General features: G+C 56.0%; 25 protein-coding genes, 2 pseudogenes and 1 riboswitch. Of the genes and pseudogenes, 18 read left to right on the top strand and 9 right to left on the bottom strand.

The window, feature by feature from the left end:
* The first annotated feature begins 165 nt into the window (after positions 1-165).
* Complete coding sequence (locus tag ABC395_RS03420) at positions 166-693, top strand: phosphatase PAP2 family protein (protein ID WP_413000714.1); 528 nt, start codon at positions 166-168, stop codon at positions 691-693.
* Between the two features lie 55 nt (positions 694-748).
* On the top strand, positions 749-1,885 hold the full coding sequence (locus tag ABC395_RS03415; RefSeq protein ID WP_413000712.1) for an MGDG synthase family glycosyltransferase: 1,137 nt from the start codon (positions 749-751) through the stop codon (positions 1,883-1,885).
* Here ABC395_RS03415 and trmB read toward each other — a convergent pair.
* The 3 genes from trmB to ABC395_RS03400 all read right to left on the bottom strand — a co-directional run bounded on the left by trmB (position 1,882) and on the right by ABC395_RS03400 (position 3,627).
* Positions 1,882-2,613, bottom strand: a complete 732-nt coding sequence (gene trmB, locus ABC395_RS03410; RefSeq protein ID WP_413000710.1) for a tRNA (guanosine(46)-N7)-methyltransferase TrmB — start codon at positions 2,611-2,613, stop codon at positions 1,882-1,884. The genes ABC395_RS03415 and trmB overlap by 4 nt on opposite strands.
* 161 nt (positions 2,614-2,774) lie before the next feature.
* Positions 2,775-2,960, bottom strand: coding sequence for a hypothetical protein (locus tag ABC395_RS03405; protein ID WP_413000708.1), 186 nt, complete (start codon positions 2,958-2,960; stop codon positions 2,775-2,777).
* 106 nt (positions 2,961-3,066) lie between these two features.
* Entirely contained in the window at positions 3,067-3,627 is a 561-nt protein-coding gene (locus ABC395_RS03400; protein WP_413000706.1) for a WGxxGxxG family protein, read from the bottom strand.
* A gap of 159 nt (positions 3,628-3,786) precedes the next feature.
* Here ABC395_RS03400 and mnmL point away from each other — a divergent pair, with 159 nt between their 5' ends.
* The 3 genes from mnmL to ABC395_RS03385 are packed head-to-tail and all read left to right on the top strand — an operon-like array spanning position 3,787 to position 6,335.
* Entirely contained in the window at positions 3,787-4,755 is a 969-nt protein-coding gene (mnmL, locus tag ABC395_RS03395; protein WP_413000704.1) for a tRNA modification radical SAM protein MnmL/YtqA, read from the top strand.
* A gap of 12 nt (positions 4,756-4,767) precedes the next feature.
* Complete coding sequence (gene mnmM / locus ABC395_RS03390; protein ID WP_413000702.1) at positions 4,768-5,373, top strand: tRNA 5-(aminomethyl)-2-thiouridylate-methyltransferase MnmM; 606 nt, start codon at positions 4,768-4,770, stop codon at positions 5,371-5,373.
* Entirely contained in the window at positions 5,370-6,335 is a 966-nt protein-coding gene (locus ABC395_RS03385) for a type I phosphomannose isomerase catalytic subunit (RefSeq protein WP_413000700.1), read from the top strand. The genes mnmM and ABC395_RS03385 overlap by 4 nt, the downstream gene beginning before the upstream one ends.
* Positions 6,336-6,503: 168 nt before the next feature.
* Here ABC395_RS03385 and ABC395_RS03380 read toward each other — a convergent pair whose 3' ends face one another.
* Positions 6,504-7,313 carry a Cof-type HAD-IIB family hydrolase gene (locus ABC395_RS03380; RefSeq protein WP_413000699.1) on the bottom strand — a complete coding sequence of 270 codons (810 nt, stop codon included), beginning with the start codon at positions 7,311-7,313 and terminating at the stop codon, positions 6,504-6,506.
* A gap of 235 nt (positions 7,314-7,548) precedes the next feature.
* On the opposite strand from ABC395_RS03380, the pseudogene ABC395_RS03375 reads away from it, so the two are divergent.
* Positions 7,549-8,527 (top strand): annotated as a pseudogene (locus tag ABC395_RS03375) (LacI family DNA-binding transcriptional regulator).
* 320 nt (positions 8,528-8,847) lie between these two features.
* Here ABC395_RS03375 and ABC395_RS03370 read toward each other — a convergent pair.
* Positions 8,848-10,629, bottom strand: coding sequence for a B12-binding domain-containing radical SAM protein (locus tag ABC395_RS03370; protein WP_413000697.1), 1,782 nt, complete (start codon positions 10,627-10,629; stop codon positions 8,848-8,850).
* Positions 10,630-10,732: 103 nt separating this feature from the next.
* Positions 10,733-10,993: a hypothetical protein gene (locus ABC395_RS03365; protein WP_413000696.1), complete on the bottom strand. Its 261-nt coding sequence runs from the start codon at positions 10,991-10,993 to the stop codon at positions 10,733-10,735.
* Positions 10,994-11,212: 219 nt separating this feature from the next.
* On the opposite strand from ABC395_RS03365, the gene ABC395_RS03360 reads away from it, so the two are divergent.
* The gene (locus tag ABC395_RS03360; protein ID WP_413000694.1) at positions 11,213-11,917 is read left to right on the top strand and encodes a stalk domain-containing protein; all 705 of its coding nucleotides are present in this window, start codon (positions 11,213-11,215) and stop codon (positions 11,915-11,917) included.
* 99 nt (positions 11,918-12,016) lie between these two features.
* On the opposite strand, the gene ABC395_RS03355 is transcribed toward ABC395_RS03360, so the two are convergent.
* Positions 12,017-13,117 (bottom strand): ABC transporter permease, encoded by a 1,101-nt coding sequence (locus ABC395_RS03355; RefSeq protein ID WP_413000692.1) that lies wholly within the window; start codon positions 13,115-13,117, stop codon positions 12,017-12,019.
* Positions 13,114-14,085, bottom strand: coding sequence for an ABC transporter ATP-binding protein (locus tag ABC395_RS03350; RefSeq protein ID WP_413000690.1), 972 nt, complete (start codon positions 14,083-14,085; stop codon positions 13,114-13,116). Before ABC395_RS03350 ends, ABC395_RS03355 begins: the two co-directional genes overlap by 4 nt.
* 205 nt (positions 14,086-14,290) lie before the next feature.
* Here ABC395_RS03350 and ABC395_RS03345 point away from each other — a divergent pair, with 205 nt between their 5' ends.
* The 6 genes and pseudogenes from ABC395_RS03345 (at position 14,291) to ABC395_RS03320 (ending at position 16,995) form a co-directional block, all read left to right on the top strand.
* Positions 14,291-15,244 carry an RluA family pseudouridine synthase gene (locus ABC395_RS03345; protein ID WP_413000688.1) on the top strand — a complete coding sequence of 318 codons (954 nt, stop codon included), beginning with the start codon at positions 14,291-14,293 and terminating at the stop codon, positions 15,242-15,244.
* Positions 15,245-15,255: 11 nt separating this feature from the next.
* Complete coding sequence (locus tag ABC395_RS03340) at positions 15,256-15,456, top strand: YwbE family protein (RefSeq protein ID WP_103994345.1); 201 nt, start codon at positions 15,256-15,258, stop codon at positions 15,454-15,456.
* A 66-nt stretch (positions 15,457-15,522) separates the two neighbouring features.
* Positions 15,523-15,756: a hypothetical protein gene (locus ABC395_RS03335; RefSeq protein WP_413000686.1), complete on the top strand. Its 234-nt coding sequence runs from the start codon at positions 15,523-15,525 to the stop codon at positions 15,754-15,756.
* Positions 15,757-15,874: 118 nt separating this feature from the next.
* Positions 15,875-16,195 (top strand): YnfA family protein, encoded by a 321-nt coding sequence (locus ABC395_RS03330; protein WP_413000684.1) that lies wholly within the window; start codon positions 15,875-15,877, stop codon positions 16,193-16,195.
* 28 nt (positions 16,196-16,223) lie between these two features.
* Positions 16,224-16,619 carry a DnaJ family domain-containing protein gene (locus ABC395_RS03325; protein WP_413000683.1) on the top strand — a complete coding sequence of 132 codons (396 nt, stop codon included), beginning with the start codon at positions 16,224-16,226 and terminating at the stop codon, positions 16,617-16,619.
* A 23-nt stretch (positions 16,620-16,642) separates the two neighbouring features.
* Positions 16,643-16,995: pseudogene (locus ABC395_RS03320) on the top strand (cupin domain-containing protein).
* 607 nt (positions 16,996-17,602) lie between these two features.
* On the opposite strand, the gene ABC395_RS03315 reads toward ABC395_RS03320, so the two are convergent.
* The gene (locus ABC395_RS03315) at positions 17,603-18,448 is read right to left on the bottom strand and encodes an SDR family oxidoreductase (protein WP_413000681.1); all 846 of its coding nucleotides are present in this window, start codon (positions 18,446-18,448) and stop codon (positions 17,603-17,605) included.
* 251 nt (positions 18,449-18,699) lie between these two features.
* Positions 18,700-18,743, top strand: a riboswitch (PreQ1 riboswitch).
* Between the two features lie 192 nt (positions 18,744-18,935).
* Here ABC395_RS03315 and queC point away from each other — a divergent pair.
* The 5 genes from queC to ABC395_RS03290 all read left to right on the top strand — a co-directional run bounded on the left by queC (position 18,936) and on the right by ABC395_RS03290 (position 24,218).
* Positions 18,936-19,601, top strand: coding sequence for a 7-cyano-7-deazaguanine synthase QueC (gene queC / locus ABC395_RS03310; RefSeq protein WP_413000679.1), 666 nt, complete (start codon positions 18,936-18,938; stop codon positions 19,599-19,601).
* Positions 19,598-20,086, top strand: a complete 489-nt coding sequence (queD, locus tag ABC395_RS03305; protein ID WP_413000678.1) for a 6-carboxytetrahydropterin synthase QueD — start codon at positions 19,598-19,600, stop codon at positions 20,084-20,086. The genes queC and queD overlap by 4 nt, the downstream gene beginning before the upstream one ends.
* A complete protein-coding gene (gene queE, locus ABC395_RS03300; RefSeq protein WP_413000676.1) occupies positions 20,083-20,910 on the top strand; it encodes a 7-carboxy-7-deazaguanine synthase QueE in 828 nt (275 codons plus the stop codon). Before queD ends, queE begins: the two co-directional genes overlap by 4 nt.
* Before the next feature lie 280 nt (positions 20,911-21,190).
* On the top strand, positions 21,191-21,685 hold the full coding sequence (gene queF / locus ABC395_RS03295) for a preQ(1) synthase (RefSeq protein WP_413000674.1): 495 nt from the start codon (positions 21,191-21,193) through the stop codon (positions 21,683-21,685).
* 340 nt (positions 21,686-22,025) lie between these two features.
* Positions 22,026-24,218, top strand: a complete 2,193-nt coding sequence (locus ABC395_RS03290; RefSeq protein ID WP_413006677.1) for a hybrid sensor histidine kinase/response regulator — start codon at positions 22,026-22,028, stop codon at positions 24,216-24,218.
* Positions 24,219-24,358: the final 140 nt, after the last annotated feature.

Raw genomic sequence — 24,358 nt, 5'->3', positions numbered from 1 at the left:
AAAATACTTTTATACTGAAGGTGCCCGGGGGAATTCCTCGTCATAATAAGAAATGAATAAATTCCATGAAAAATTAAACCTTTCTTAAGAATTAGCACTCGTTCTCGTTAAGAAATAACAGGTACACTACCGCTAACGTTAACTATCAGGGAAGGAGGCATCATCATGAGCAAAGTCGTTCATTGGATGCACCGGCACGAAACACGCATGTTTCTTTACGTCAACCAGCGGTTTCGGCACACTATACTGGACGGAATCCTCGGTACGCTTACTCATCTCGGCGGAGCCACGGCGACTATTGCGATCACGCTGCTTCTGTCCCTGTTCGGAAAAGGAATCTGGCAGATTGCCGGCATTCAGGCGCTCGCCGCCCTTGCGGTCAGCCACATTCCGGTAGCCGTCGTCAAAAGACTGTATCCCCGCAGACGTCCGTATCTGGTTGTGCCCAATACGAGAACCGGCCGAAATCCGCTGCAGGACCACAGTTTTCCGTCCGGCCATACGACCGCCATCTTCTCTGTCATCGTCCCGTTCGTGGCCCATATGCCCGCTCTCGGTTTCGTCCTTATTCCGCTTGCCCTGCTCATCGCCCTGTCGCGCATGTATCTCGGACTTCATTATCCGAGCGACTGTCTGGCCGGAGCGGTGATCGGCTCTGGAGCGGCTGCTGCCTCCGTTGCGCTGTGGCCTTAAATTGAGTATGGTAAGGATATGGAAATTAATGGATGAGAAGGAAAGGTGAAAAGACTTGCGCAAAAAAAGAGTACTGCTGTTATCTGAAGGCTTCGGTGCCGGACATACCCAGGCCGCTTACGCCCTTTCCGAAAATATGCGGCAACTGTATCCAGGCATCCAGACGCGCGTTCTGGAACTGGGCGCTTTCCTTCACCCGACGCTAGCCAGATGGATTTTTTCCGCCTATCGCAAAACGCTCCACTCCCAGCCGAAATTATACGGAAAGCTTTACCGCTTCCAATACAAAAAATCGCTGAATCCACTTACACAAATGGCGCTTCACCGGATCTTTTACGCCCAGACCGCCCAGATCATCACCCAGCTCCGTCCCGACGCCATCGTCTGTACGCATCCGTTCCCGAGCATCGTCGTTTCCCGACTGAAGAGAGCCGGGCTGTCTGTGCCTTTATGCACGGTCATAACGGACTATGACGTTCACGGCACCTGGATTTCGCCGGAAGTCAACAAATATCTCGTATCATCCGATAAAGTCAAAACCAAGCTGCTCCACCGCGGAGTCGAGAGCGGCAAGATCGAGATCACCGGCATTCCGGTGCATCCCGGTTTCCGCCAGCCTCACGACAAGGCGGAAATCCGCCGCCGGTTCGGGCTCGCTTCTATCCCGACGGTACTTGTCATGGGGGGCGGCTGGGGACTCATCGGGGGTGACGCCGTTCTTGACGAAATGCTCCGCTGGCGCGACCGGGTGCAGCTTATTTTCTGCTTCGGCAGCAATCAGAAGGCTTTGGCGAAATGTCAGGAAGACCCGCGCTTCCTTCATCCTCACGTCAAACTTCTCGGCTTTACGAACGAAGTCGACAAGCTGATGGAAGTTTCGGATCTGCTTGTGACCAAACCCGGCGGCATGACCTGCACGGAAGGGCTGGCCAAAGGCATTCCGATGCTTTTCCACAAGCCTATACCGGGACAGGAAGAAGAAAACCTGCTCTTTTTTACGGAAAACGGCTTCGGGGAATCCATTTTGTCGGAAGAAACGATCCGCTTATGGTTCAAAGGATTATCGGAACGAGGCGGCGAAATGCGGCGGATGCGGGAAGATATCCGGGAAAGCTGCCGCAATATGTTCCAAACGGACTATTCTCAAGTCATCATGACGCTTATACACAAAGAAGAACAGCAGTCCGTTTAGGACTGCTGTTCTTCTTTCAGGCGCTCCACGTGATCTGCGAGTGCCCGGGACCCGAGCACCACTTCTACGCGGTGGATGTTCATTCCCTGTTTGGCAAACTTGGTTTCGTATTCCGTCATCACGTGATCCGGATTGAATCCTTCCTCGAAGCCGCCGTGCAGATCAAGGGAGATATTCCGCATTCTCAAGTCCATGTCCGCAAAAGAATTCAGAGAGAATTCGAACAAGGATCTGGAATCGGTTTTGAAATGAATTTCGCCGCGCTCGTTAAGCGCGTGTTTGTATTTATGAACGAAGCCCGAATGGGTCAGGCGGCGTCTGGCATGTTTCTTCTTGGGCCACGGATCGCTGAAGTTCAGATAAATCCGCTCCAGCTCGTTCTCGTCGAACACTTCTTCCAGCCGCTCGATGTTGAACAGCGCCAGCCGGATATTGTCCAGCGACACATCCACGGCGGACTCGTCAATGCCGTGAGCGATCCGGACTTTCTCGCTGGCTCTGCGGATCAGCTCATCGTACATGTCCACTCCGATGAAATTGATACCGGGATTGCGCCGGCTCATTTCACTGATGAACTGGCCTTTGCCCATCCCGAGTTCCACATGAATCGGATTGCCGTTCCCGAACACTTCCGCCCATTTTCCTTTATATAAAGCCGGTTCCAGAACAATGAGATCACGCTGCTTCTCGATTGCTTCCCGGATGCCTTTTCTTCCTCTTAAACGCATTGCTTACCTCCCCTAATCCTTATCCGGTCCCCTCGGTAATCCCTGCGGGCTCACGGAAACATGCTTCAAATAATAGACGATTCCCCAAGAAAATGCAAAGGAAAATAAGCATCCGGCAAGCGTCGGAAATGTTAAAAATTAATTCTGTCCCGCCGGAAACGTCAGCGGTCAAATATAACCGCCTCCAGTTCACGGCGTACCTTGCGGCGCGCTTCGGAGGCGGCCCGGGTGTCGTAAGCAAACTTTGCGGTTCCGGCCAGGATCATGGCTTCTTTCGGCGTAAGCTTCAGCGTGATTTCTGCCGTTTCCTGTTTCACTAGGGTTCCTCTGCGGTTCAGAGTCATCATCTCTTCTCACCTCCCGGTCAATGAATGAAAACTCTCATATCGGACTGCCGGGATGCCGGCAGACAGAGGGAAAGGACATCTCCGAAGAGATGCCCTTCTGCTTCCATTAACGGTTGCGGATTTCGTTTTCCTTTTTGTTGCGGCCGCCAAGACCGGCCAGACCGACCAGGCCGAGAAGACCGAGCCATCCCCAGTCCATATCGTTGCGGGTCGTTCCGTACGTGCGGTATGTGGATGTGTCATAAGCACCGCGGTTGTTGGTCCCTGTTGTGCTCATACGATCCATCATGCGGTTGCCGTTGGTACCTGTCGTGCCGGTCGTGCCGTAGGTACCCGTATTGCCATTGTTGCCTGTGCCGTAGGCGTTCACGCCGTTGGCCGCACCGTTGGCGGCACCGCTGACAGCTCCGCCCACACCGCCGGTTACGGCGCCGGCTGCACCGGATACTACACCGCGGCCGGTGTTGTAAGCCTGGTTAAGCTGGTTGCCGATCGTACCGTTCGTGTTGGTACCGTTCATGGTTGTCCCCGGAGTCGTCGTGCCCGTTGCCGTCGTGTTGGTCGTTCCTGTCGTCGAGCCTGTACCCGTCGTATGGGCGTGCGCGGCACCCACCGTAAGCATAGAAGTCAGGGCAACAGCAAGCGTAGCATAGCGAAGCTTTTTCATGGACAGTCCCCTTTCAAAGCAGTTGTTTTATTGCTCCCTTAGGATGTCCGGCCCGGGATGCTTTAAACGGGGTACATACTGGCAGAGGAAGGGGTGCATTCCCTTTTGTTTTGGGCTACAATAGGAAAAGTCAGATTTGAAAAAGGAGTACTAAACCTCATGAACGCAATTACAACCGAGCCTCTCCTGTGGGGAGATAAACGGTTTCATACATGGAATTACGAAATGCGCCGCCAGTTCGGCGAGAAGGTATTCAAGGTCATGCTGGACGCGGGTTTCACCTGCCCGAACAGGGACGGCAAAATCGCTACCGGAGGCTGCACGTTCTGCAGCGCCAGAGGATCAGGCGACTTTGCCGGAAGACGCCGCGACGACCTGGTGACGCAGTTTAACACGATCCGGGACCGTCAGCACCAGAAATGGCCGGACGCCAAGTACATCGGCTATTTTCAAGCCTATACCAACACTTACGCGCCCGTTGATGAACTGCGGGAGTATTATGAAGTCATTCTTCAGCAGCCCGGCGTTGTAGGGCTCTCTATCGCCACGCGGCCGGACTGTCTGCCCGACGATGTCGTGGAGTATTTGGCCGAACTCAATGAGCGCACCTACCTTTGGGTCGAAATGGGCCTTCAGACTATTCACGAAAGCACGTCTGCTCTCATTAACCGGGCCCATGATACGCAGTGCTACACGGAAGCTGTCGCGAAGCTGAGAAAACACAACATCCGGACGTGCGCGCATATTATTTACGGACTGCCGCAGGAAACGGATGAGATGATGATCGAGACCGGAAAAGCCGTCGCCGCCATGGACGTACAGGGCATCAAAATCCATCTGCTCCACCTGATGCGCAAAACGCCGATGGTGAAACAGTACGAAGCGGGTCTGCTGCGCTTTCTGGAACAGGATGAGTACATCAAGCTCATCGTCGATACGCTCGAATTACTCCCCCCGGAAATGACCGTGCACCGGCTGACCGGCGACGCGCCGCGCGACCTGCTGATCGGGCCCATGTGGAGCCTGAAGAAATGGGAAGTGCTGAATGCAATTGACGCCGAGCTGAAGCGCCGGGATACTTGGCAGGGAAAGCTGTGGACGCCCGCAACCCCCGCCGGACAGGTTTAAGCGGAGGCCGCCATGGGATTTCTCTCCATACTGAGCTGCGCGCATAAATGGATCGAGGAACGTGTCCGCCCAGGCGATACGGTGATTGACGCCACCGTAGGCAACGGGGTAGACACCCTCTTCCTCGCCAGGCTCGTCGGCGGCCGCGGCCGTGTGTACGGCTTCGACATCCAGCCTCAGGCGCTGGAAACCGCCCGTACGCGGCTGGAACGCGAGCTTGCCGATGCCGGCGGCGCGCAGCAGGTCTCGCTCCTGCTGCGCAGCCACGCCGAAATGGCGGCCGCCGTCCCGGACGACTGTACGGGACGGACGGCCGCCGTCATGTTCAACCTCGGGTATCTGCCCGGCGCAGATCCCGGGGTTATTACCGTGCCGGCTTCCACGCTGCCCGCGCTGGAAGCCGCGCTCCTTCTTCTGCGCGAAGGAGGCGTCCTCACCATCGCCCTGTATCCGGGGCACGATGGCGGCGCTTCCGAGGCGCAGGCGGTCGAAAGCTGGGCCGCCGGGCTTCCCCAGGAGAAGTGGAGCGTGCTCTGCTATCGGTTTATCAACAGTGCGGCACGGTCGCCTTACCTGATTGGTATAGAGAAAAAGAAACCGAGAGGAGTACTGAAATGAAACCTTACCCGATTCATTTTCAACCCGATTTTAAACACCGTGTATGGGGCGGCCGCGCCCTGGAGGAATTCGGCTACGAGATTCCCGAAGGCCATGTGGGCGAAGGCTGGATGATCGCGGATCATGCCAACGGCACCTCTACCGTTACGAATGGAGAATTGAAAGGGCTCGGCCTGGACGAAGTCCGGGAAAAGCTGGGCGCCGAATGGTTCGGCACGAAAGGCGCTTCCGCCGGAAACGGTCGATTCCCTCTGCTCGTCAAGCTGCTTGACTGCAACGACGACTTGTCGGTGCAGGTTCATCCCGGCAATGACTACGAGAACCTCGCGCAGGGCGAGCTCGGAAAAACCGAGATGTGGTACGTGCTGGACGCCAAACCCGGAGCGAAGATCATCTACGGCCTGAAGGAAGGAATCACGCGCTCCGAATTCGAAGCCGCCGTCCAAGAGGACCGCATTCTGGACACTATGATGTCCGTGGAAGCCGAGAAGGGCGACAGCTTCTATATTCCTTCGGGCACGGTCCATGCGCTGGGCTCCGGCGTTCTGGTGGCGGAAATCCAGCAAAACTCGGACACGACTTACCGCCTGTACGACTATAACCGCCCCGGACTCGACGGCAAGCCGCGGGAGCTTCATATCGAAGACTCACTGAATGTCATCGGCTTCGGGAAGGCCGGCGCCACTTTCATGAAAACGATGGACGCCGCGCCAAACGAATGGCTGGAGCTGGCCGCTTCGCCATATTTTGTGGTGGAAAAGGGCGTAGTTACCGCCCCTTGGAACCTGTCCACGACGCCGGAAAGCTTCACGCTGCTGATCGCCTGCGAAGGAAGCGGCTCGCTGGAATGGGCCGACGGCTCTCTCGCGATGAAGCCGGGCGATTGCTTCCTGCTGCCGGCCACGCTCGGCGGCTACACGCTCAGCGGCAGCCAGACGGTGCTGCGTTCCTACCTGCCTTAAGCTAAGAGCCGTGCGTTAGGCTCCCAGCCTGCCGGCAAGCCCGGGCTTTGCATAAAAAAGCCTTCTTCCTCCGTGCCGATAGCACGTCTGGGAAGAAGGCTTTTTAACGTTGGAGAATAGTATAGCAATACCCTCCCGGAGTTGGCTTGGCCTGTCCCGGTTCGGAACTTAGCGGACATGCTCACCCAAATCCTCAAGAGCCTCCTCGGGAAGGAGCCCTACCCGGACAAGTCCCTTCAGAATACCGTCTTCGGAACACGAGTCCGTGACCAAATCGGCCGCGGCTTTCGCTTCCGGCGCCGCGTTGCCCATCGCGATTCCCGTTCCCACGCTGGTGAGCATCTGAATATCATTCAGCCCGTCACCGAAGGCGTAACAATTCTCGTTGGGAATTCCGACGGCTTGGAGCATTTCCTGAATGCCGATCGCCTTGGAGCTTCCGGCAGGCAGAACGTCAAGAGCATGCTCGTGCCAGCGGATGAACTGAAAATGGGGATATCGCTCCGCATATAATTTCTCGGCCTCGGCGTCGCAGAATAAATGTCCCTGAAATACCGCAGAATGTTTGTAAAACTCCGGATCGGCTTCCGGACAAGGAAGCTTCAGATTATCGTAGCTTTCCTTCACATGCGGATGTGAACTGCTTACGCGTGTCTCGGGGTGGCCGCAGTACGCCAAGGGATGGCCCTGCTCGTCAGCCGCCCGGACCAGCTCCTCAAGCTTAGCGGGATCCATCGGATTCGTATAAATTTCCCGGCCTTCGAAAAGGACATATTGTCCGTTAATGGATACGTAGGACGAAATGCCGAGCTCTTCTCTCACGTCCTTGAACATGGACGGTACGCGGCCGGTCGCTATGGCCGTATATACGCCCCGTTCCTGCAGCATTTTGACGGCTTTGCGGGTGGATGCGGGAATCTCTTTATTTTCATCCAGCAATGTTCCGTCGATATCAAAAAATACGATAGCTCTCTCCATCTCTCTGTACCCCTTCCGGTATAAATTCGTTAGAATGTGCCGAGGTAACAAGTTCTTGATCGTAAGCCCTTCCGCCTCGTCCGTAACGCCCCGGAGGTTACGCCGGACGGAGACGGGAAGGCTTCCGGATTAAGCGTAAAGTATGAAATGCTTTTCACGTCAAGTCACTCTTTCTAAATTTTTGACGGGGACGATCGGGCTGCATTAAACTGAGGACAGAAAGGAGGCCGGACCTATGGCCAACATCAAGGACATTGCCAGACTGGCCGGAGTCTCCGTAACGACCGTTTCCCGCGTGCTTAACGATCATCCTTACGTCAGCGAAGCCAAACGCGCGGCTGTACAGGAAGTCGTACACCGCCTTAATTATTCCCGCAACGTGAATGCGGTTCATCTCATCACTGGCAAAACGAACATGGTCGGGGTCGTCATCCCCTATCTTAATCTTCCCTATTTCAACAGCATTATGGAAGGCATCGCACAGGAGGCTCTTGAAGCCAATGTGCATCTCCTCGTCAGTCAGACCAACTATGCGGCGGATAAAGAAACCGAGACTGCTGAACATGCTGAAAATCAAACAAATCGACGGCCTGCTGATCTGTTCCCGTTCCCTGGGGTGGGAAGTCATCGAGACTTACTCCCAGTTCGGGCCGATCATTGCCTGCGAATATATCGAGAGCGACCGGATCTCGTCCGTACATATCGACCATTACGGCAGCTTCCGGCTGGCCATGCAGCTTCTTCTGGAAAAAGGGCATACCCGCATCGGCTACTGCCTGGGGCGGGGACACAGCTTTAACAGCCGGAACCGCCGGCGCGCTTTTTCGGACGCCCTCTCTGCGGCTGGTGTTCCCGTCCGGGAGGAGTGGATGTTCTACCAGATCTACTCCATTGAGGACGGAGCGGAGGTAGTCCGCGGCATCCTGGACATGGAGGAGCGTCCGACCGCTCTGCTCGTGGCGGGGGACCAGGTTGCCGCCGGCATCATAAGCGAGGCGGTCAAGAACGGTCTCCGCGTACCGGAGGATCTGGCGATTGTCTCCTTCGACAACCATCCGATTTCGCAGCTGTTCGATATCACCACCATCGATAACCGGCTCGTCGAAATCGGGCGGACGGCCTTCTCCCTGCTGCTGAAGCGGCTGCAGGACCCGGCCAGCCCCGTGGAACACCGCGAGCTGCCTTTCCGCCTCATCGAACGCGCGACCGTATAGCCGCTTGGTGAGTTGGCGCGGAGCCGCAGGCCTTTAGCGGACGCTTAGCGGCCCTTGTGCCCGGCGTGAGCCCCGGCAGCGCGGCACGCTGCGTCAAGGCGCCCCGGGCGAAGCTGCCGCGCATCATGCGGCTTTGCATCGCGCAGCTTGGCCGCCGTCCTGTGAAGCCGCCGCAGTCCGGCCGTTTGAGGCTCCTGACATCGAAGACGTGAGAATTCGATGTCAGGAACCCGGAGCGCCGTCTGGCGAGCACTGGCGAGCACTGGCGAGCACTGGCGAGCACAAAAAAAGGGGCGGGAGCCTTTTTGCCGCGCATGCGCTCAGCTTCGTGCGGACGCGGGCGCCGCCGACGCATGGCCGAGCGGCATCGCGTACACGGACGGACGCCCGCCCGCTTCCGGCCGGTAAACGGCCAGCAGCAGCGATTCCGCCGACGTGTCGAGCGAGCCGTCCTGCAGGTAGCGCTGCAGGTCGAACGGGAGCACTTCGATGACGGCATGCTTGTGCAGTTCCTTTTCGCCCATGCGCAGCTCACTGAAGTTGCCGGAAACTTCTTCCGGACGATCCGCGGCTCTTTTTAGATAATCGCTTTGGCCGGCTTTGTCCAGCTTGAAATCCCACCAGATTTTACGCGGCTTGTATTTGTGATTCAGGAAATAATCGAGCTTCATCAGCCCTTCGATGACATCCATTCCCTTCGTGCCCCGACAGGTCAGGAAAGCATGCAGCCGGGTAAACAAATCTTCCAGCTGGTGGCCGATTTTCTGCCAGCCTCTTTCCTCCCAATAATCGCCGAACTCCTGGAAGAAATCGAAAGCCGACGGAAATTCGGAGGCAATCAGGTAGTTCACGGTATGATCGGTACGGTGGGCGTTCCAGTATTTCTCCAGCACGTCTTCCACCCGCTTGATCCGGATCAGATCGGTAAAAGGCAAAATATCATTGCCCAATATCTCATAGGGCGCCTGATCCATAAAAATGTAGCCGTACTTGGCCGCATCCAGGCGCAGACCGGTTCCCCGGAGCATTTTCAGAAACCCGAGCTGAAGCTCCTCGGGACCCAGCGCGAACACGTCGTTGAACGTTTTGCGGAAGGAGTCGTAGTTTTCCTCGGGAAGTCCGGCGATCAGATCCAGATGCTGATCGATTTTGCCGCTTTCTTTCACCTTCGTCACCGTGCGGGTAAGCTTGGCGAAATTTTGGCGGCGCTTCACGAGATTGTTCGTCTCGTCGTTAGTGGACTGAACGCCGATCTCGAAACGGAAAATTCCCGGAGGCGCGTTTTCGGCAAGGAAGTCCAACACTTCGGGCCGCATAATATCGGCCGTGATCTCGAACTGGAACACGCAGCCCTGATGATTGTCAATCAGGAACTGGAAAATTTCCAGCGCATAATCCCGCTTGATGTTAAACGTCCGGTCGACAAACTTAATGAGCTTGGCCCCGTTCGCGATGAGATACAGAATTTCGGACTTCGTCCGCTCCATATCGAAATATCTTACCCCTACCTCGATCGAGGACAGGCAAAACTGGCACGAAAACGGGCAGCCTCGGCTCGTTTCGAAGTACACGACCCGGTTGCCGAGGTCCTTCAGGTCTTCCTCGAACCGGTGTGGAGTAGGAATCGCATTCAGGTCCAGCTTCGGACGGCCCGGGGTCAAAATAATTTCTTCCCCTTTGCGGTACGCGATACCGTACACGAAATGAAACTTCCGGGTGGTGGAAAGCTCCTGGAGGAAATGTTTGAACGTTTCCTCTCCTTCGCCCATGACGACAAAATCCACCTCCGGAACGGTGCGCATCCATTCCTCCGTATCGTAGGAAACTTCCGGCCCTCCGAGTACGATCGTCAGATCGGGACGGATTTTTTTGATCATGCGGATGACGCGGAGCGTTTCTTCAATGTTCCAGATGTAGCAAGAAAAGCCGAGCACGTCGGGATTTTTGCCGTATAGGTCCGAAACGATGTTCATCGCCGGATCTTTGATCGTGTATTCCGCGATTTCAATCGGAAATTCGGGCTCGCTGAATGCCTTCAGGTACCGCAGAGCCAGCGAAGTATGAATGTATTTGGCGTTCAATGTGGCAAGAACGATATTCATGGTCGTTTACAACCTCTTTTATCAATAAAATCAAGGATCGTTCTTATTCTACACGAACCCCGCCGAGTTGACAAAGCGGACGGAACCGCCGTCGCGCTCCTTTTCAGCGCAGGGAATCGAATTCCGGCTCCGCGCCCTCCCGTTCGGTCCCCGTCCCGGAAGACCAGGAAGGAAACTGATCGGCCGCAGGCAGAGCAGGCACATCGGCATATACGTTCCTCCACCGCTCGGCCTGTTCCATCAACTGACGCTCCACCTGTTCCTTGCGAAGCATAAGCTCGCCGGGATCCCCCGCCTCCTGCTGAATCGCCTTGCGGATGCTGGTATGCTCCTGGAGCCATTGGGTAAGCTGGTACAAAATCATGGGCGTCCCTCCTTTTTAGAGCGCTGTCATTTAGTTATCAGGTTGCCCGTTTAGGCGTCGGGTCATACCGTTTGGGGCGGGTGGAACACACTCTCTTACATATTTTTCTTTTCTTGAAACATTTACCCTGAACAGGCAGTCTATAAATTCAAAGCGGCCGGATCCAGTTCAAACACCTGTTATATCAGGCGGACCGAAAAATTCAGGAGGGATGCAATCATGAAAAGCAAAAAGCCGGTTCTTTATTTAACGGGGGGCATTCTCATCGGAAGTTTCGCCACCCAAACGGACGTATGGGCCAAGCCTGTAATCGACTATCTTCTGAAGGCGGCGACCTATCCGGTAACCGTCGACGGACAAACATACGAGTCTGCCGAGCTTCCGGTGCTTAATTACGAGGGAAGCACTTATGTCCCCCTCAAAGCATTAGGAGATTTGTTCGGTACTTCTACAACCTGGAACGATACGCTCAAACAGGTGGAAATTGTTAAAAACAGACCGAAAGGTGATCTCTCCGTCGCGACCAAAGATTATTATGGCGCCGTGGAGCGGTGGACGTTCCATACGCTGTATCAGCCGAATAAAGGGACTCTGGACGAGAAAGGACGCGCGGAACTGCTGAAACAGCTCGAAAGCGTCTACAGCCCGGTTCTGGCCGCACGGTTTTTCGACTACGCCTATATGAAAGAAAGCGACGGCAGTTATCTGTCGCGTCCCGGAGACCACTTCCCTCTGTGGAAGCTGAACCGCAACGTCACGGCAACCCATGAAATCGCAGGCGGGAAAACTATCGTCACCATTAAGGGAGAAGTCGAATATACGCTGGACGGAAAGACGTTCGCTGACACTTACAAGCAGCAGTATACAGTCGATCCTCTTACGTTAAAAATTATCGATATCGCTTATCTGACTCTTCCGATCTGAATGTTAAGGTTCTTTTTATCCAAACCATAAAAGAACCGTTTCCTGTTACGGAAACGGTTCTTTGTTCTATGTTCATGGGGTTTCTTTATAACATCCGCCTTACTCCCATTTGAAGGTAAAGCTTGCAATCGCGAAGGCGACGACCATCCAGCCGCTGAGGATAAGGGCCTGCGGCCACAACACCGTTAAATCCGCTCCCACGTTCATCACCTGCCGCATGGCTGTCGACAGATGCGTGATCGGGATGAGGTTCACGACCGGCTGCAGGAAAGACGGGATGCTGTCCGCGGAGAAGAAGACGCCTCCCAGAAACAGCATCGGGAAGGAGATAAATCCCGCGATCGGCCCGGCGCTCTCCGGTGTCTTCGCCAGTGAAGCGACGATGAACCCGACCGACATAAACGCCAGCGTGCCGAGAATAACGAACAGCAGAAGCAGTCCCCACGAGCCGTTCACTTTCGTTCCGAAGATAACGGACGCGATGAGCAGAACGATCACCGCCTGCAGGCCGTTCAACAAAAGTCTGGCCGTGATCTGCGAAGCGATGAACGTCGACGATTTCAGCGTGGTGCTCTGCATCCTGCGCAAAATGCCCCTCTCCCTCCAGGAGGCGATCTGTCCCGCCACGCCGTTGAGGTTGTTGGACATAATCATCATGGACACGATGCCGGGAACGAGAAAGTCGATATACGACAGCTTCAGCGCCTGAACGCCCTCCGCCTTCACCGTTATCGCCGGCTTGTAGGCCGTCTTCTCTTTGGAGATGCCGTCCGCCACCTGGGCCACGACGGTTTTGCCGAGCTCGGCCGTCATCATGTTCGTCTGGTCATAATAAACGTTGACGGACGAAGCGTCTCCTCCTCTGAGGGCGGCGTCGAGTTTGTTGCCGTATCCGGCGGGGATGACGACCACCATCTGAAGATCGCCGTCCTTCAGCTTCTGGAGCCCCGGCGCCGAATGCTCCTCCTGCTTGAGCTTCATGGCGGGTGTCTTCATCAGGGCGCCGACCAATTGAGCCGACTGGGCCGACCGGTCCTGATCGATGACGACCCCGTTGATGGACATGCTGCCGCCTCCGCCGAAAAACGTTCCGAACATGACCATGAAGAAGACGGGGAACAGAAAAGACCAGAGGAGCACCTGTTTGTTCCGGATAAAAATCCGGAGCTGCGCGAGCGTCAATTGAAGGTACGCTTTCATTCTTCCCTCAGGCTCCTTCCTGTCATGTGAATGAACACGTCTTCCAGCGTGGCGGTCCGTGTCAGCAGATCCGTCAGCTTCCATCCGCGCAGCTCCGCCTCCCGGATCAGGCCGGTGAGCGACTGCTGGAGATGGTCGGTGTACAGCACGAGGGTGTCGCGGGCCAGGTCGACCTGTTTCACGCCCTGGAGCCTGCGCAGCGTGTCCGTCAGCTCCGTCCGCTCCCGCGGGGAAGCCGACTCCGCCTGAGGCAGCCGGAATTCAATCGCATTCTCCGATTGAAGGCTGCGCACCAGGTTGGCTGGCGTATCCAGCGCGACGACCTGCCCCTTGTCGATCAGGCAGATCCGGTCGCACAGCACGTGAGCCTCGTCCATGTAGTGCGTGGACAGGACGATGGTCTTGCCCCTCTCCTTCAGGCGCAGGATAATGTCCCAGAGCGTGCGCCGCGCCTGCGGATCGAGTCCCGTGGTAGGCTCGTCCAGGAACAATACCTGCGGGTCGTTAACCAGCGCGATCGCGATGGCGAGCCGCTGCTTCTGTCCGCCGGACAGATGCTTCACGCGGTCCCCCGCCTTCTCTTCCAGCGTCATATCCGCGAGCAGGGGGGCGACAGGCACCGACTTCGGATAGAAGCTGGCGTACATCTCCACGATCTCGCGCACTTTAAGCAGATCGAACAGAGAGGTCGACTGGAGCTGGACGCCGATCACTTCCTTCACCTTGCGGAGTTCCCGGATGGTGTCGTAACCGGCGATACGCGCCGTTCCCCCGTCGGGCTTGCGCAGCCCTTCCATCATTTCCATGGTCGTGGTCTTGCCCGCGCCGTTAGGACCGAGCAGCCCGAACACCTCTCCCTTGCGCACCTGGAAGCGCACGCCGTTTACGGCCGTGAAGCTTCCGTACGTTTTGACCAGTCCGTCCACATCAATAAGAATTTCGTCTGATAATCCGTCCGTCTGCGGCATTCTCAGCCTCCTTTTTCAATGTTTATGTACGTTATATTCCGCATTTTCCCAAAACCAAGGAAGTGTTCCGCGTTCATTTTCCTAAAAGGATTCCAGCTTTTCCATTATATCACTCGTTCCGGTACTTATCACGAGCCCGGCCGGGATGAAATTAAATCCCCAATGCGCTATAGTAAATGGATAGAAGATCCGAAGGAGCCAACCCATGCGAAAACAGCGTCCCCCTTTTAACCCCAAAACGAAAACAGCCAGGCCGTCCGCCTCGAAAACGGACAAAGAACCGACTCACTTCGAAATCGGAGAGCCGGCCGAGCTGATGAAATTTTTGCTTGAAAAACTTGCAAGTAAAGGAAGAAACACCGTCAAGGGCATTCTGTCCAGAGGCCAGGTATCCGTGAACGGCAAAAAAACGACCCGCCACGATCATCCTCTCCAGCCCGGCGACCGCGTTACGGTCCAGTGGAGTGTCGTAACCGAAGAGGAAAAGCCGATCGGACTGCACATCCTGCATGAAGACGAGGATCTTCTGGTTATCAATAAAGAAGCGGGCCTTCTTTCGATCTCCGGGGGAGACGAGAAGGAATTGACCGCCTATTGGCAGTTGACCGAGCATGTCCGCAGAAAAGATCCGAAAGCTCGTATTTTCGTCGTTCACCGGCTGGACCGGGATACGTCGGGCGTCATGCTTTTCGCCAAGAACGAGAAAACCCAGCAGGCGCTGCAAACGGCCTGGCAGGAGGCCGTGCACGAACGCTCCTATGTAGCCCTCGTCGAACGCAAGGTCAAGAAGCTCGAAGGCACAATCGTCTCCTGGCTGAAAGAAAGCAAAACGCTGCTCATGTATTCCAGTCCCGTGGATAACGGCGGACAGAAGGCGGTCACGCATTATAAAGTGCTGCAGGCTTCCTCCGATTACTCCCTGCTTGAGGTGCACCTCGAAACGGGCCGCAAAAACCAGATCCGTGTCCATATGCAGGACATCGGCCACCCGGTTGTCGGCGACAAGAAGTACGGCTCCGTGAAAAACACGATCGGCCGGCTCGGTTTACATGCCCGGGTCATCGCTTTCGAACATCCTTCGACGGGACAACCGATGCGTTTCGAGACCCAGATTCCGGGCAAGTTTCAGCGTGTTTTCGCCGCCAAACCCACTTCGTAAAGGAGAATCCCATGAACGGACAATCGAGAAATAATATCCGGGCCGGACTGACCGTCGACATTGTGCTCAAGCAGGATCAGCGCACCGGCAAACGGACGCGAGGAGTCGTGAAAGATATTTTAACGAATTCACCCAATCATCCTCACGGCATCAAAGTCAGACTGACGGACGGCCAGGTCGGACGGGTGCAGGAAATTGTACAAGAGCCCTGAAACCCTATTGTAAAGCGTCCTGAAAACCAATAAACTAAAAGTAATGAATGCAGTGAGGTGATACGAATGTCAGAGAATCAGCAGACACCGGAATCCGTGGAAGCTCAAGCTCAACCGGCCGAAGCGGCCGAACCGCGCAAAGTTTCGCTCGCGGAAGCCATGAAACAGAAACTGGCCCAGAAGAAAGCGGCGCAAGCCCAGGCCAACTCCCAGCAGAAGCACCAGGTAACCGGCAATCAGATGATGAAAAGCCAGCAGACCAAGAAACAAAACAATCAAAGAAGACGTATGGGCGTCTAGACTTTGAACGTCATAAGCAGTAGACCAAGACATGAGGGATCCGCTTCATGTCTTTATTTTTATACGAACGGGCAAGCGGCCCCAGCTGCTTAAACACCTATCCGCCGGAGGTCTCCCAATGTCCATGCTTTTATTTGTAATCGCCGGGCTCGCGGAAATCGGAGGCGGCTACCTCGTCTGGCTGTGGCTCCGCGAGGGCAAGCCTGCCGGCTACGGAATCACGGGAAGCCTTGTGCTTGTCTTGTACGGCATTATCCCGACTCTCCAGGCGTTTCCTTCTTTCGGCCGGGTTTACGCCGCATACGGGGGCATTTTTATCGTACTCGCCGTAGTATGGGGATGGCTTGTGGACAAGAAAACGCCCGACTTCTACGATTGGCTCGGCGCAGCCGTCTGCATCGCCGGCGTGTCCATTATTTTGTGGGCGCCCAGAACCTGATCTAACGTCTTGAAGGAGGAATTAACCTATGAGCTTTCTAGACAGTCTGGTCGAACAGCGCATCCAAGAAGCGATTCGCAACGGTGATTTCGACAATTTGCCCGGCAAAGGCAAGCCGCTCGTTCTCGAGGACTGGTCCGCCGTTCCGGAAGACCTGCGCTTGTCGTATAAAATTTTGAAAAATTCGGGATTCCTCCCCGAAGAGATGCAGCTTCGCAAAGACATGCTTACGCTGGAGGATCTCCTTGCATGCTGTCATGACGAAGAGGAGCGCCGCAAGCTGAAGAAAACACTCAACGTCAAGAAGCTCCGATTTAACATGCTGATGGAAGAGCGCAGCATGAATCTTTCTCCGGCGCTTGCCCGGTACCGGGACCGCATCGAAACGAAATTTTCCGCGGAGCCGGAGAAACCGTCCGAATAGGACGAGAAACAGGAGAAACCGACATGAACCCGACTCCTCAAAATTTGCTTGAACTAACCCGGAACATTCAAGAGCGGCATGTCAACTTTGCCGTATCGGACGTAAACTCGCATGTGCTCCGCATCGCGGTCATGACCGGCAACTACCGCTGGCATTTCCATCCCGATTCGGATGAATTGTTTATGGTGCTTGAAGGCGAACTTTTTATAGACTTCGAGGACGGTACGACCGCCTCGCTGAAAGCGAACGACACGCTTACGGTTCCGGCGGGCACAGTCCACCGGAGAGAGCGGATGAGCGCACCGTCAATCTCTGCTTCGAAGCCAAAGAAGCGGAAACGGTTTTCGTGGACGGGCCCGCGGGGCGGGACAAATAAAACGAGCTCTGCAGAACGGTCTGCAGAGCTCGTTTTATTTCTTCATCCAGTTTGGCCTTGGGCGGCGATTCGGGGGCTGTCCGGTTCAGGTGGGCCCAGTAAAGAACCAGAACGTTCCGCTGTTCGTAAGGCAGCGGAGTGAGAAACTCCTCTCCCTTTAAGCTTTGTTCCAGCGTGTTAAACTCCGTCATCGCTTTTTGGCGTTCCAGACTTGATTCATAGACGTAAATCGACACGAATTCCTTGTAGGCGGCTTTCTCGGTCGGACGACCCGCGGAATAACGCACGGCCCCCTTCCCGTTAAGCGTCCAATCGTTAGGCTCCGTCTCTTCGAATATCTCTATGCCTTCAGCCTTGAATGCTTCTTTTACCTGTTCCAGCGTTATTGTCTTCACGATTGTTCGCTCTTGGGTGCATCCCGTAAGCGCGAGAAGAATGGCTGCCAGCAAGCAGGCTAAAAAAATCCTTTTCATTAAAAAATCCCCTTTCGCACCGTGCGAAGCTCTCAGCCCGTATTGCTCGTCTTCACATGCCGGTGCTCAACCACAATTTCCTTGACGGATCGTCCCAAGGGAATGTTGCGCGGCCGCGAAACGCCGAACAATGTTTACTTGAGCCGGAAACCGCCTTCCGAATGAAGAATCTGGCCCGTGATCCATTCCGCCTCTTCGCCCGCGAGAAACGCGATAAGTCTGGCGGCGTCTTCCGGTCTGCCGATTCGTCCGGACGGGAACTGGCCTGCAAGTTCGTGCCGAAGCTCCTCCGTCATCCACCCGGTATCGGTCGGACCGGGATTGACCGCGTTGACCGTAATCCCTTTGGGAGCCAGTTCCGCAGCCAAAGTCACGGTCATCGCTTCGACAGCCGCCTTCGTAGCCGCGTAGGCGATCTCTCCCCGCATCGGACCCAAAGACTGGCCGGATGTCAGGTTGATAATCCTGCCGCCCGATCCCCGGCTGAACCGGCGGCCGAATTCCACGCTGAGTAGGGCCGTCCCCCTCATGTTTACGGCATAGTGGGCATCAAGCACGGCCGCATCAAGCTTCTCGTACCCGTCGTTGACGGAGTAAGCCGCATTGTTGACGAGAACATCCGGAAACCCGAGCCGCTTCTCCGTTTCGTCAATAATGCGCTTAGCCGCCTCCGGATCGGACTGGTCGATCTCCAGTCGTTCGCAGCGTATTCCCGACCGGGTCAACTCCCGCTGGATCGCGTCCGGCCCCTCTTCATCCGCTCCCCAAGGCATGGCTTTGTCGAAAGCGGACCAGGACGTGAACATCACATCCATGCCTTTGGCCGCCAGCGCCCGGCAGACGGCGGCGCCGATGCCGATCCTGCGGGAGACTCCCGTAACGATGGCAACAGGGGAGCGGTCTTCTTTGCCGCGTTCGGCAGCCCCGTTTGCCGAAGCCGGTGTATTTCCCGGCCTATTTCCAGCGCTATTTACGTTCATGGTCTCCTCTTTCCGCCTCCCCTTAACGTTCATAAGGAAGGAAAGTCATTTTGTTACTTCCAGTATAAAACGGCATCACGATCCTCTGCACAGATTGTTCGATTATAAAGGAAATTTCCTCCGCTCCCTTACATGGACGGATCAAATGCGTTATAATGAGACGGTTCCGTGGCGCCTCGGCACCGCTTGGAATGCGGTCATGGAAGTGCCGGACTCAAAACCCCATAAGAAAATCCATATGCTCCGCGCATATGGGAGAGGTTCGCGAACTCCCTCTATAAAAAACTAAGGAAAAACAATATCCCTGGATATTCGGGCACAGCTGCTTAAAAGCGGCCGTTAAGTGTGCGTTTTTTTGACGTTCATTTTCCGGTTCGCTTATGAATGGCCGCGTCCTTCCTTGAGGCATTGTTTTTGTTTTGTTTAAAATGACGGATCAAGAACTCTCTCCATCACCTATTTTTTATTTAAAGGAGACGGAAGAGCGATGAAACATGAAAAAGCAGTTGTCGTATTCAGCGGCGGACAAGACAGCACGACGTGCCTGTTCTGGGCCCTGAAGCATTTTGGCGAGGTGGAGACGCTAACGTTCGATTACGGGCAGCGGCATAAACTCGAAATCGAGTGCGCCGCACGGATTGCGCGCGAGCTTGGCGTAAAAAACACCGTACTGGACATGAGCCTGCTGAACCAGCTCGCACCCAATGCGCTGACGCGCAGCGATATCGAGATTGAAGAAAAAGAAGGCGAGCCCCCTACCACGTTCGTGGACGGACGCAACCTGCTCTTCCTTTCGTTTGCAGGCGTATACGCCAAAGGGGCCGGAGCCAGACACCTCATCACCGGCGTTTGCGAAACGGACTTCAGCGGCTACCCGGACTGCCGGGACGCTTTCGTAAAATCTCTTAATGTAACCCTGAACTTATCGATGGACTATCCATTCGTGATCCATACGCCCCTAATGTGGCTGAATAAAGCGGAGACGTGGAAGCTTTCCGACGAGCTGGGAGCTTTCGATTTCGTACGCACCAAGACGCTTACCTGCTATAACGGCATCGTCGGAGACGGCTGCGGCGAGTGCCCGGCATGCAAGCTGCGTTCGGCCGGCCTTCAGAACTACCTTCTGGAGCGCGAAGGAGCCGGTGCCCGATGAAGACGCCAGGCGAATTCCGCATCGTAGAGAACCTTCAGCAGTACGGCCAGGATATCCGGCACGAACAGCTCCGTTATCATACCAAACGCGTTCTCGTTTCCAAAGAATTTACGTTCGACGCGGCGCATCATCTGCACGCCTACGAGGGGAAGTGCAAAAACCTTCACGGCCATACGTACAAAGCCGTTTACGGAATCAGCGGCCATGTCAACGAGATTGGCCTGACGCTTGATTTCGGCGAGATCAAAGACATCTGGAAATCCCGGATCGAGCCTTATCTCGATCACCGTTACCTGAATGAGACGCTCCCGCCCATGAACACCACCGCCGAGAATATGGTCGTCTGGCTGTACGAACAGATGGAGACGGCTTTGCAGTCGGATGAGGTGCAGGCGAAAGCCCGGGGCGGCAGGGTCGAATTTGTCCGCCTGTACGAGACGCCGACCAGCTATGCCGAAGCGAGACGGGAGTGGATGTCCGAATGAGCGCAAGCCAAACAAATGCTGCGGTCCCATCCCCTCCGCGGATCTTGCCCGCAACGGGCGAAACGACGGCCGTTTCTACGGCCCCTTCGGGTAAAACGGCCCCGGCCGAAGCCGCTATCCCCGTGCTCGAGATCTTCGGCCCGACTGTCCAGGGCGAAGGCATGGTCATCGGGCGCAAGACGATGTTCGTCCGTACCGCCGGCTGCGATTACCGCTGCTCCTGGTGCGATTCCGCGTTTACGTGGGACGGATCGGGCGCAGGCGATATCCGTCCGCTCACCGCGGAAGCCGTCTGGGAGGAGCTTGTCCGCACAGGCGGCAGCCGCTTCTCCCACGTGACCTTGTCGGGCGGCAATCCGGCCCTCCTGCGCAGCCTCGGCCCCCTCGTGAAGCTGCTGCGGGCCAAAGGCATCCGCACCGCCGTCGAAACGCAGGGCTCCCGCTGGCAGGACTGGCTGACCGAGATCGACGAGGTCACGCTCTCTCCCAAGCCGCCAAGCTCAGGCATGGAGACGGACTTCGCCAAGCTGGACGACATCGTCCGGCGGTTGAACCCCGACGGCATCAGCCTCAAGGTGGTCGTGTTCGACGAACGCGATTTCGCGTTCGCCCGGGAAGTCCACCGCCGCTACCCTGCCGTCCCGTTCTATCTGCAGGCGGGCAACGAGGACGTCCGTCTCGCGGACGACGACCTGCTTCGCGGGCAGCTGCTCCGCAAATACGAGTGGCTCGTCGACTTGACGATGGCGTCCGAGGATTTGAACGACGTGCGCGTGCTGCCACAGCTTCACGCCCTGCTGTGGGGCAACAAGCGGGGCGTCTGATCTTCGCGGACGACAGACGACAGACAGACGGACGACAGCGGGCCACAGGGCCGGAACCCCCGCAACAGTTCACGGCGGTCTGACCGCCCGGATCAGAACGGAAGCCCGTCTCCCGGCAGCCCTGCTTACGTTCTGCCTATCGGCAGCCTGGCCGCTGCTTTCATTCAACAGCCCTGCTTACGTTCTACCTAGCGGCAGCCTAACCGCCGCCTTCATTCAACCTTGCCTGCTATGCGGTTACCCGCTGTCCATATAAACTTTAAAACCGGAGGTGCCTTTTATGGCCGGAAGAAATCAGGAAGAGCTTGATCTCACCCTGCTGGGCAATCAGCAGACACAATATCCGTTTAACTATGCGCCGCAGGTGCTCGAATCCTTTGACAACAAACATCCTTACCGCGATTATTTCGTCAAATTCAACTGTCCCGAGTTTACGAGCCTTTGCCCGATTACGGGACAGCCCGATTTTGCCACCATTTATATCAGCTATATGCCCGGCGACAAAATGGTTGAAAGCAAGTCGCTCAAACTGTATCTGTTCAGCTTCCGCAATCACGGCGATTTCCATGAGGACTGCATGAACATCATTATGAACGACCTGATCAAACTCATGGACCCGAAATACATCGAGGTCTGGGGCAAATTCACTCCGCGGGGCGGGATCTCCATCGATCCTTACTGCAACTGCGGGCGTCCCGGCACCAAGTACGAACAGATGGCGGAACACCGCCTGATGAACCACGACCTTTACCCGGAAAAAGTCGATAACCGCTGAGTATGACGGCTTGTTGCGGGTCCGCTTGCCGGCACAGCGGAGGTCCGGACGAACCCGCTCTATATGAAGCGGGGGCATCCGCTTGTCGTTACCGAGGCCGCATGATCGTAACCCTGGATCTGCTGATCCCGCGATATGTAAACGGTCCTTGGCGCATCCCTTTACAGCACCTGCCCGCACAAACCGTTTCAGCTATTTTAACGCATCGTATGCTATACGCCCGAAAGACCCCAAGGGGTCTTTTTTTGTGCCGATGGGATGCCGATAATTTTGGTATACTAGGAAAGAACCTCTAAATGGAGCTGGGTTGCAGAGCTTTTGGATGGAGAAAGGAAAAGAAATGGTCAATTTCGGAGATTATTTCAAAGCGTTTTTTGCCAATATAAGCACCTTGCTCACATTTACCTATTTAGGCAGTCTGGCCTATAAATATATTTTATACAGGGTCCCCGTCAACTGGATGAAAATGCTCTACATCCTGCTCTCGATAGCGGCGGGCTGGCTCTCGATGATGTACGGAGCCTGGCTGAGCGCCACGGTTATCTTCGATCTCAGATTCGTGCCCATCCTGATCGCCCCCCTCTTCCTGTCGCGTCCTTTCCCTATCATACTGATCGGGCTCGGGATCGGGCTGGCACGCTTGTCGTTCGGCCTGAATCATGCCGCTTGGGCGGGCTTCGGCAATATGGTCATCCTCGGCATCGTAACGGCACTGACCAGCGAACTGCTCAAACGCACCTCTCTGCGGCAGACGACCCGGATCTTGCTGCTTATTCTCATCGTGAACCTGTTCAATGTGGCGGATATCGCGATTCTGGGTGTGTATCCGGCCGCTACGTATCTGATCGAGCTTGCTCCGCTGTCCGGCACGGCAGGACTGTTTTTCAGCTTTTTCTTCACCTTCATCCTGCACGATTTCAAAGCGGATTTTCTCCGGCGTGAAGCGCTGAACAAAAGCAACAAGGAACTGGCCGAACAGTTCCGGCTGGCCGAGGAACGAACCGCAGAGCTTCAGCGCATTCACGACGAGCTGGAAATGAAAAACGAGGAGCTGATAGCCTCTTCCCGCTACAAGTCCGAATTTCTCGCGAACATGTCCCACGAACTTCGGACCCCGCTGAACAGCATGCTCATCCTGTCGCAGTTCCTTGCCGAAAATCAGAACGGGGCGCTCACGGAAGAAGAGATTGAATTCGCCGGGATTATCCACACCTCCGGTCAAGATCTGCTTACGCTCATTAACGATATACTGGATCTGTCCAAAATCGAAGCGGGACACATGGCCATCACACTGGGAGAAGTGAACGTCAGCGAAGTCGTCGAAGCAATGACCCGGATGTTCGAACCCGTTGCCGCCCAGAAAGGCCTGTATTTCCACATCCGTTCAACCGGCGTTCCCGATATCATTCATACGGATGAACAGCGGCTTCAGCAGATTTTGAAAAATTTGTTGTCCAATGCGTTCAAGTTTACACAGCGGGGCGGCGTCATTCTTACCTTTTACGTCGAAATGGACGCCCAGGGCGTTCAGCATCCCGCCGCCGCCATCCGGGATACTGGCATCGGCATCCGGGCGGACAAGCGGGAACAAATCTTCGAAGCCTTCTACCAGGCGGACGGCACGACCAGCCGCAAATTCGGCGGGACCGGACTGGGCCTCTCCATTTCACGCCAGTTTGCCCGGCTGCTGGGCGGAGAGATCCGGCTGGTTAGTGAAGAGGGTGCCGGGAGCACGTTCACCCTCCTCCTTCCTTCCAGCAGCTTGAGCGGCCAGGAGCATGAGCTTCGGCAGCTGGCGGACGACGCCAAGCTTCCACGGCTTACGCCGCTCTCCTCTCCGCTACCGGAGGAAAGCTCCGACCGTTCCGGAGGCTCCTTCGCCGAAAACGGCGGTGCCTCCGCAGACTCCGCGAAAGGCGCTGATGGCGACGCGGTTATACCCGGCTCCGGCGCTGCGGCGGACAGTATCTCCGCAGGCCGGGAATCCGCGGAAGAGGGCACGGCAGACGCCGCCTCCGCGCAAGGAGCTGCGGTGGGTGCGGACGGGCCTGCGGACCGGATAGCGAATGCGGCCGCAGGCAACGATACGCCGCAGACGGTTCCCGCCCCCGCAGCAGGCGCCGGTACGTCTGCCGAAGCGGTCCAGCAGCTCCTGCGGAAGGTCACGGTGCTCGTCGTCGATGACGACGACGCCAACGTGCGCAGCCTGTCCGCTCTGCTGAAATCCCGCGGAGCCGAAGTGCTCGAAGCGGGCAGCGGCCGGGAATGCCTGCGCCTGCTTGCCCTCCATCCCGGGATCAGCCTGATCCTCATGGATATGATGATGCCGGAGATGGACGGCAGAACCGCGATCCGGCACATCCGCAAGGACGGTGCTTACCGGGACCTGCCGATCATCGCTCTGACCGCCCGGGCCCTTCCCGGCGACCGGGAAGCCTGCATCGAAGCCGGAGCTTCGGACTATATCACGAAGCCGGTCGATAACCGGGCGCTCATGATGCTTGTGAAACGGTGGAGCCTCAATCCCGTCTGAATTCAGCGAAAAAAGCCTTCTTTCCTTGTCGGAAAGAAGGCTTTTTAGTTCCGGCCATTGCAAGACACGGCAGACAAGAGTATCCGTCTATTGCCGCGGAAACACAGGGCCATCTATTTTAAAAACTTCGCGCCGGAAAC

This window comes from Paenibacillus canaveralius (assembly GCF_047238265.1).
Lineage (GTDB): Bacteria > Bacillota > Bacilli > Paenibacillales > NBRC-103111 > Paenibacillus_F.
This window is presented reverse-complemented; position numbering and strand designations above follow the sequence as displayed.

Excerpts from the sequence above, each read along its gene's own strand:
- ABC395_RS03420 (WP_413000714.1), top strand. The coding sequence starts at position 166 with ATGAGCAAAGTCGTTCATTGGATGCACCGGCACGAAACACGCATGTTT.
- trmB (WP_413000710.1), bottom strand. The coding sequence starts at position 2,613 with ATGCGTTTAAGAGGAAGAAAAGGCATCCGGGAAGCAATCGAGAAGCAG.
- ABC395_RS03405 (WP_413000708.1), bottom strand. The coding sequence starts at position 2,960 with ATGATGACTCTGAACCGCAGAGGAACCCTAGTGAAACAGGAAACGGCA.
- ABC395_RS03400 (WP_413000706.1), bottom strand. The coding sequence starts at position 3,627 with ATGAAAAAGCTTCGCTATGCTACGCTTGCTGTTGCCCTGACTTCTATG.
- mnmL (WP_413000704.1), top strand. The coding sequence starts at position 3,787 with ATGAACGCAATTACAACCGAGCCTCTCCTGTGGGGAGATAAACGGTTT.
- mnmM (WP_413000702.1), top strand. The coding sequence starts at position 4,768 with ATGGGATTTCTCTCCATACTGAGCTGCGCGCATAAATGGATCGAGGAA.
- ABC395_RS03385 (WP_413000700.1), top strand. The coding sequence starts at position 5,370 with ATGAAACCTTACCCGATTCATTTTCAACCCGATTTTAAACACCGTGTA.
- ABC395_RS03380 (WP_413000699.1), bottom strand. The coding sequence starts at position 7,313 with ATGGAGAGAGCTATCGTATTTTTTGATATCGACGGAACATTGCTGGAT.
- ABC395_RS03370 (WP_413000697.1), bottom strand. The coding sequence starts at position 10,629 with ATGAATATCGTTCTTGCCACATTGAACGCCAAATACATTCATACTTCG.
- ABC395_RS03365 (WP_413000696.1), bottom strand. The coding sequence starts at position 10,993 with ATGATTTTGTACCAGCTTACCCAATGGCTCCAGGAGCATACCAGCATC.
- ABC395_RS03360 (WP_413000694.1), top strand. The coding sequence starts at position 11,213 with ATGAAAAGCAAAAAGCCGGTTCTTTATTTAACGGGGGGCATTCTCATC.
- ABC395_RS03355 (WP_413000692.1), bottom strand. The coding sequence starts at position 13,117 with ATGAAAGCGTACCTTCAATTGACGCTCGCGCAGCTCCGGATTTTTATC.
- ABC395_RS03350 (WP_413000690.1), bottom strand. The coding sequence starts at position 14,085 with ATGCCGCAGACGGACGGATTATCAGACGAAATTCTTATTGATGTGGAC.
- ABC395_RS03345 (WP_413000688.1), top strand. The coding sequence starts at position 14,291 with ATGCGAAAACAGCGTCCCCCTTTTAACCCCAAAACGAAAACAGCCAGG.
- ABC395_RS03340 (WP_103994345.1), top strand. The coding sequence starts at position 15,256 with ATGAACGGACAATCGAGAAATAATATCCGGGCCGGACTGACCGTCGAC.
- ABC395_RS03335 (WP_413000686.1), top strand. The coding sequence starts at position 15,523 with ATGTCAGAGAATCAGCAGACACCGGAATCCGTGGAAGCTCAAGCTCAA.
- ABC395_RS03330 (WP_413000684.1), top strand. The coding sequence starts at position 15,875 with ATGTCCATGCTTTTATTTGTAATCGCCGGGCTCGCGGAAATCGGAGGC.
- ABC395_RS03325 (WP_413000683.1), top strand. The coding sequence starts at position 16,224 with ATGAGCTTTCTAGACAGTCTGGTCGAACAGCGCATCCAAGAAGCGATT.
- ABC395_RS03315 (WP_413000681.1), bottom strand. The coding sequence starts at position 18,448 with ATGAACGTAAATAGCGCTGGAAATAGGCCGGGAAATACACCGGCTTCG.
- queC (WP_413000679.1), top strand. The coding sequence starts at position 18,936 with ATGAAACATGAAAAAGCAGTTGTCGTATTCAGCGGCGGACAAGACAGC.
- queD (WP_413000678.1), top strand. The coding sequence starts at position 19,598 with ATGAAGACGCCAGGCGAATTCCGCATCGTAGAGAACCTTCAGCAGTAC.
- queE (WP_413000676.1), top strand. The coding sequence starts at position 20,083 with ATGAGCGCAAGCCAAACAAATGCTGCGGTCCCATCCCCTCCGCGGATC.
- queF (WP_413000674.1), top strand. The coding sequence starts at position 21,191 with ATGGCCGGAAGAAATCAGGAAGAGCTTGATCTCACCCTGCTGGGCAAT.
- ABC395_RS03290 (WP_413006677.1), top strand. The coding sequence starts at position 22,026 with ATGGTCAATTTCGGAGATTATTTCAAAGCGTTTTTTGCCAATATAAGC.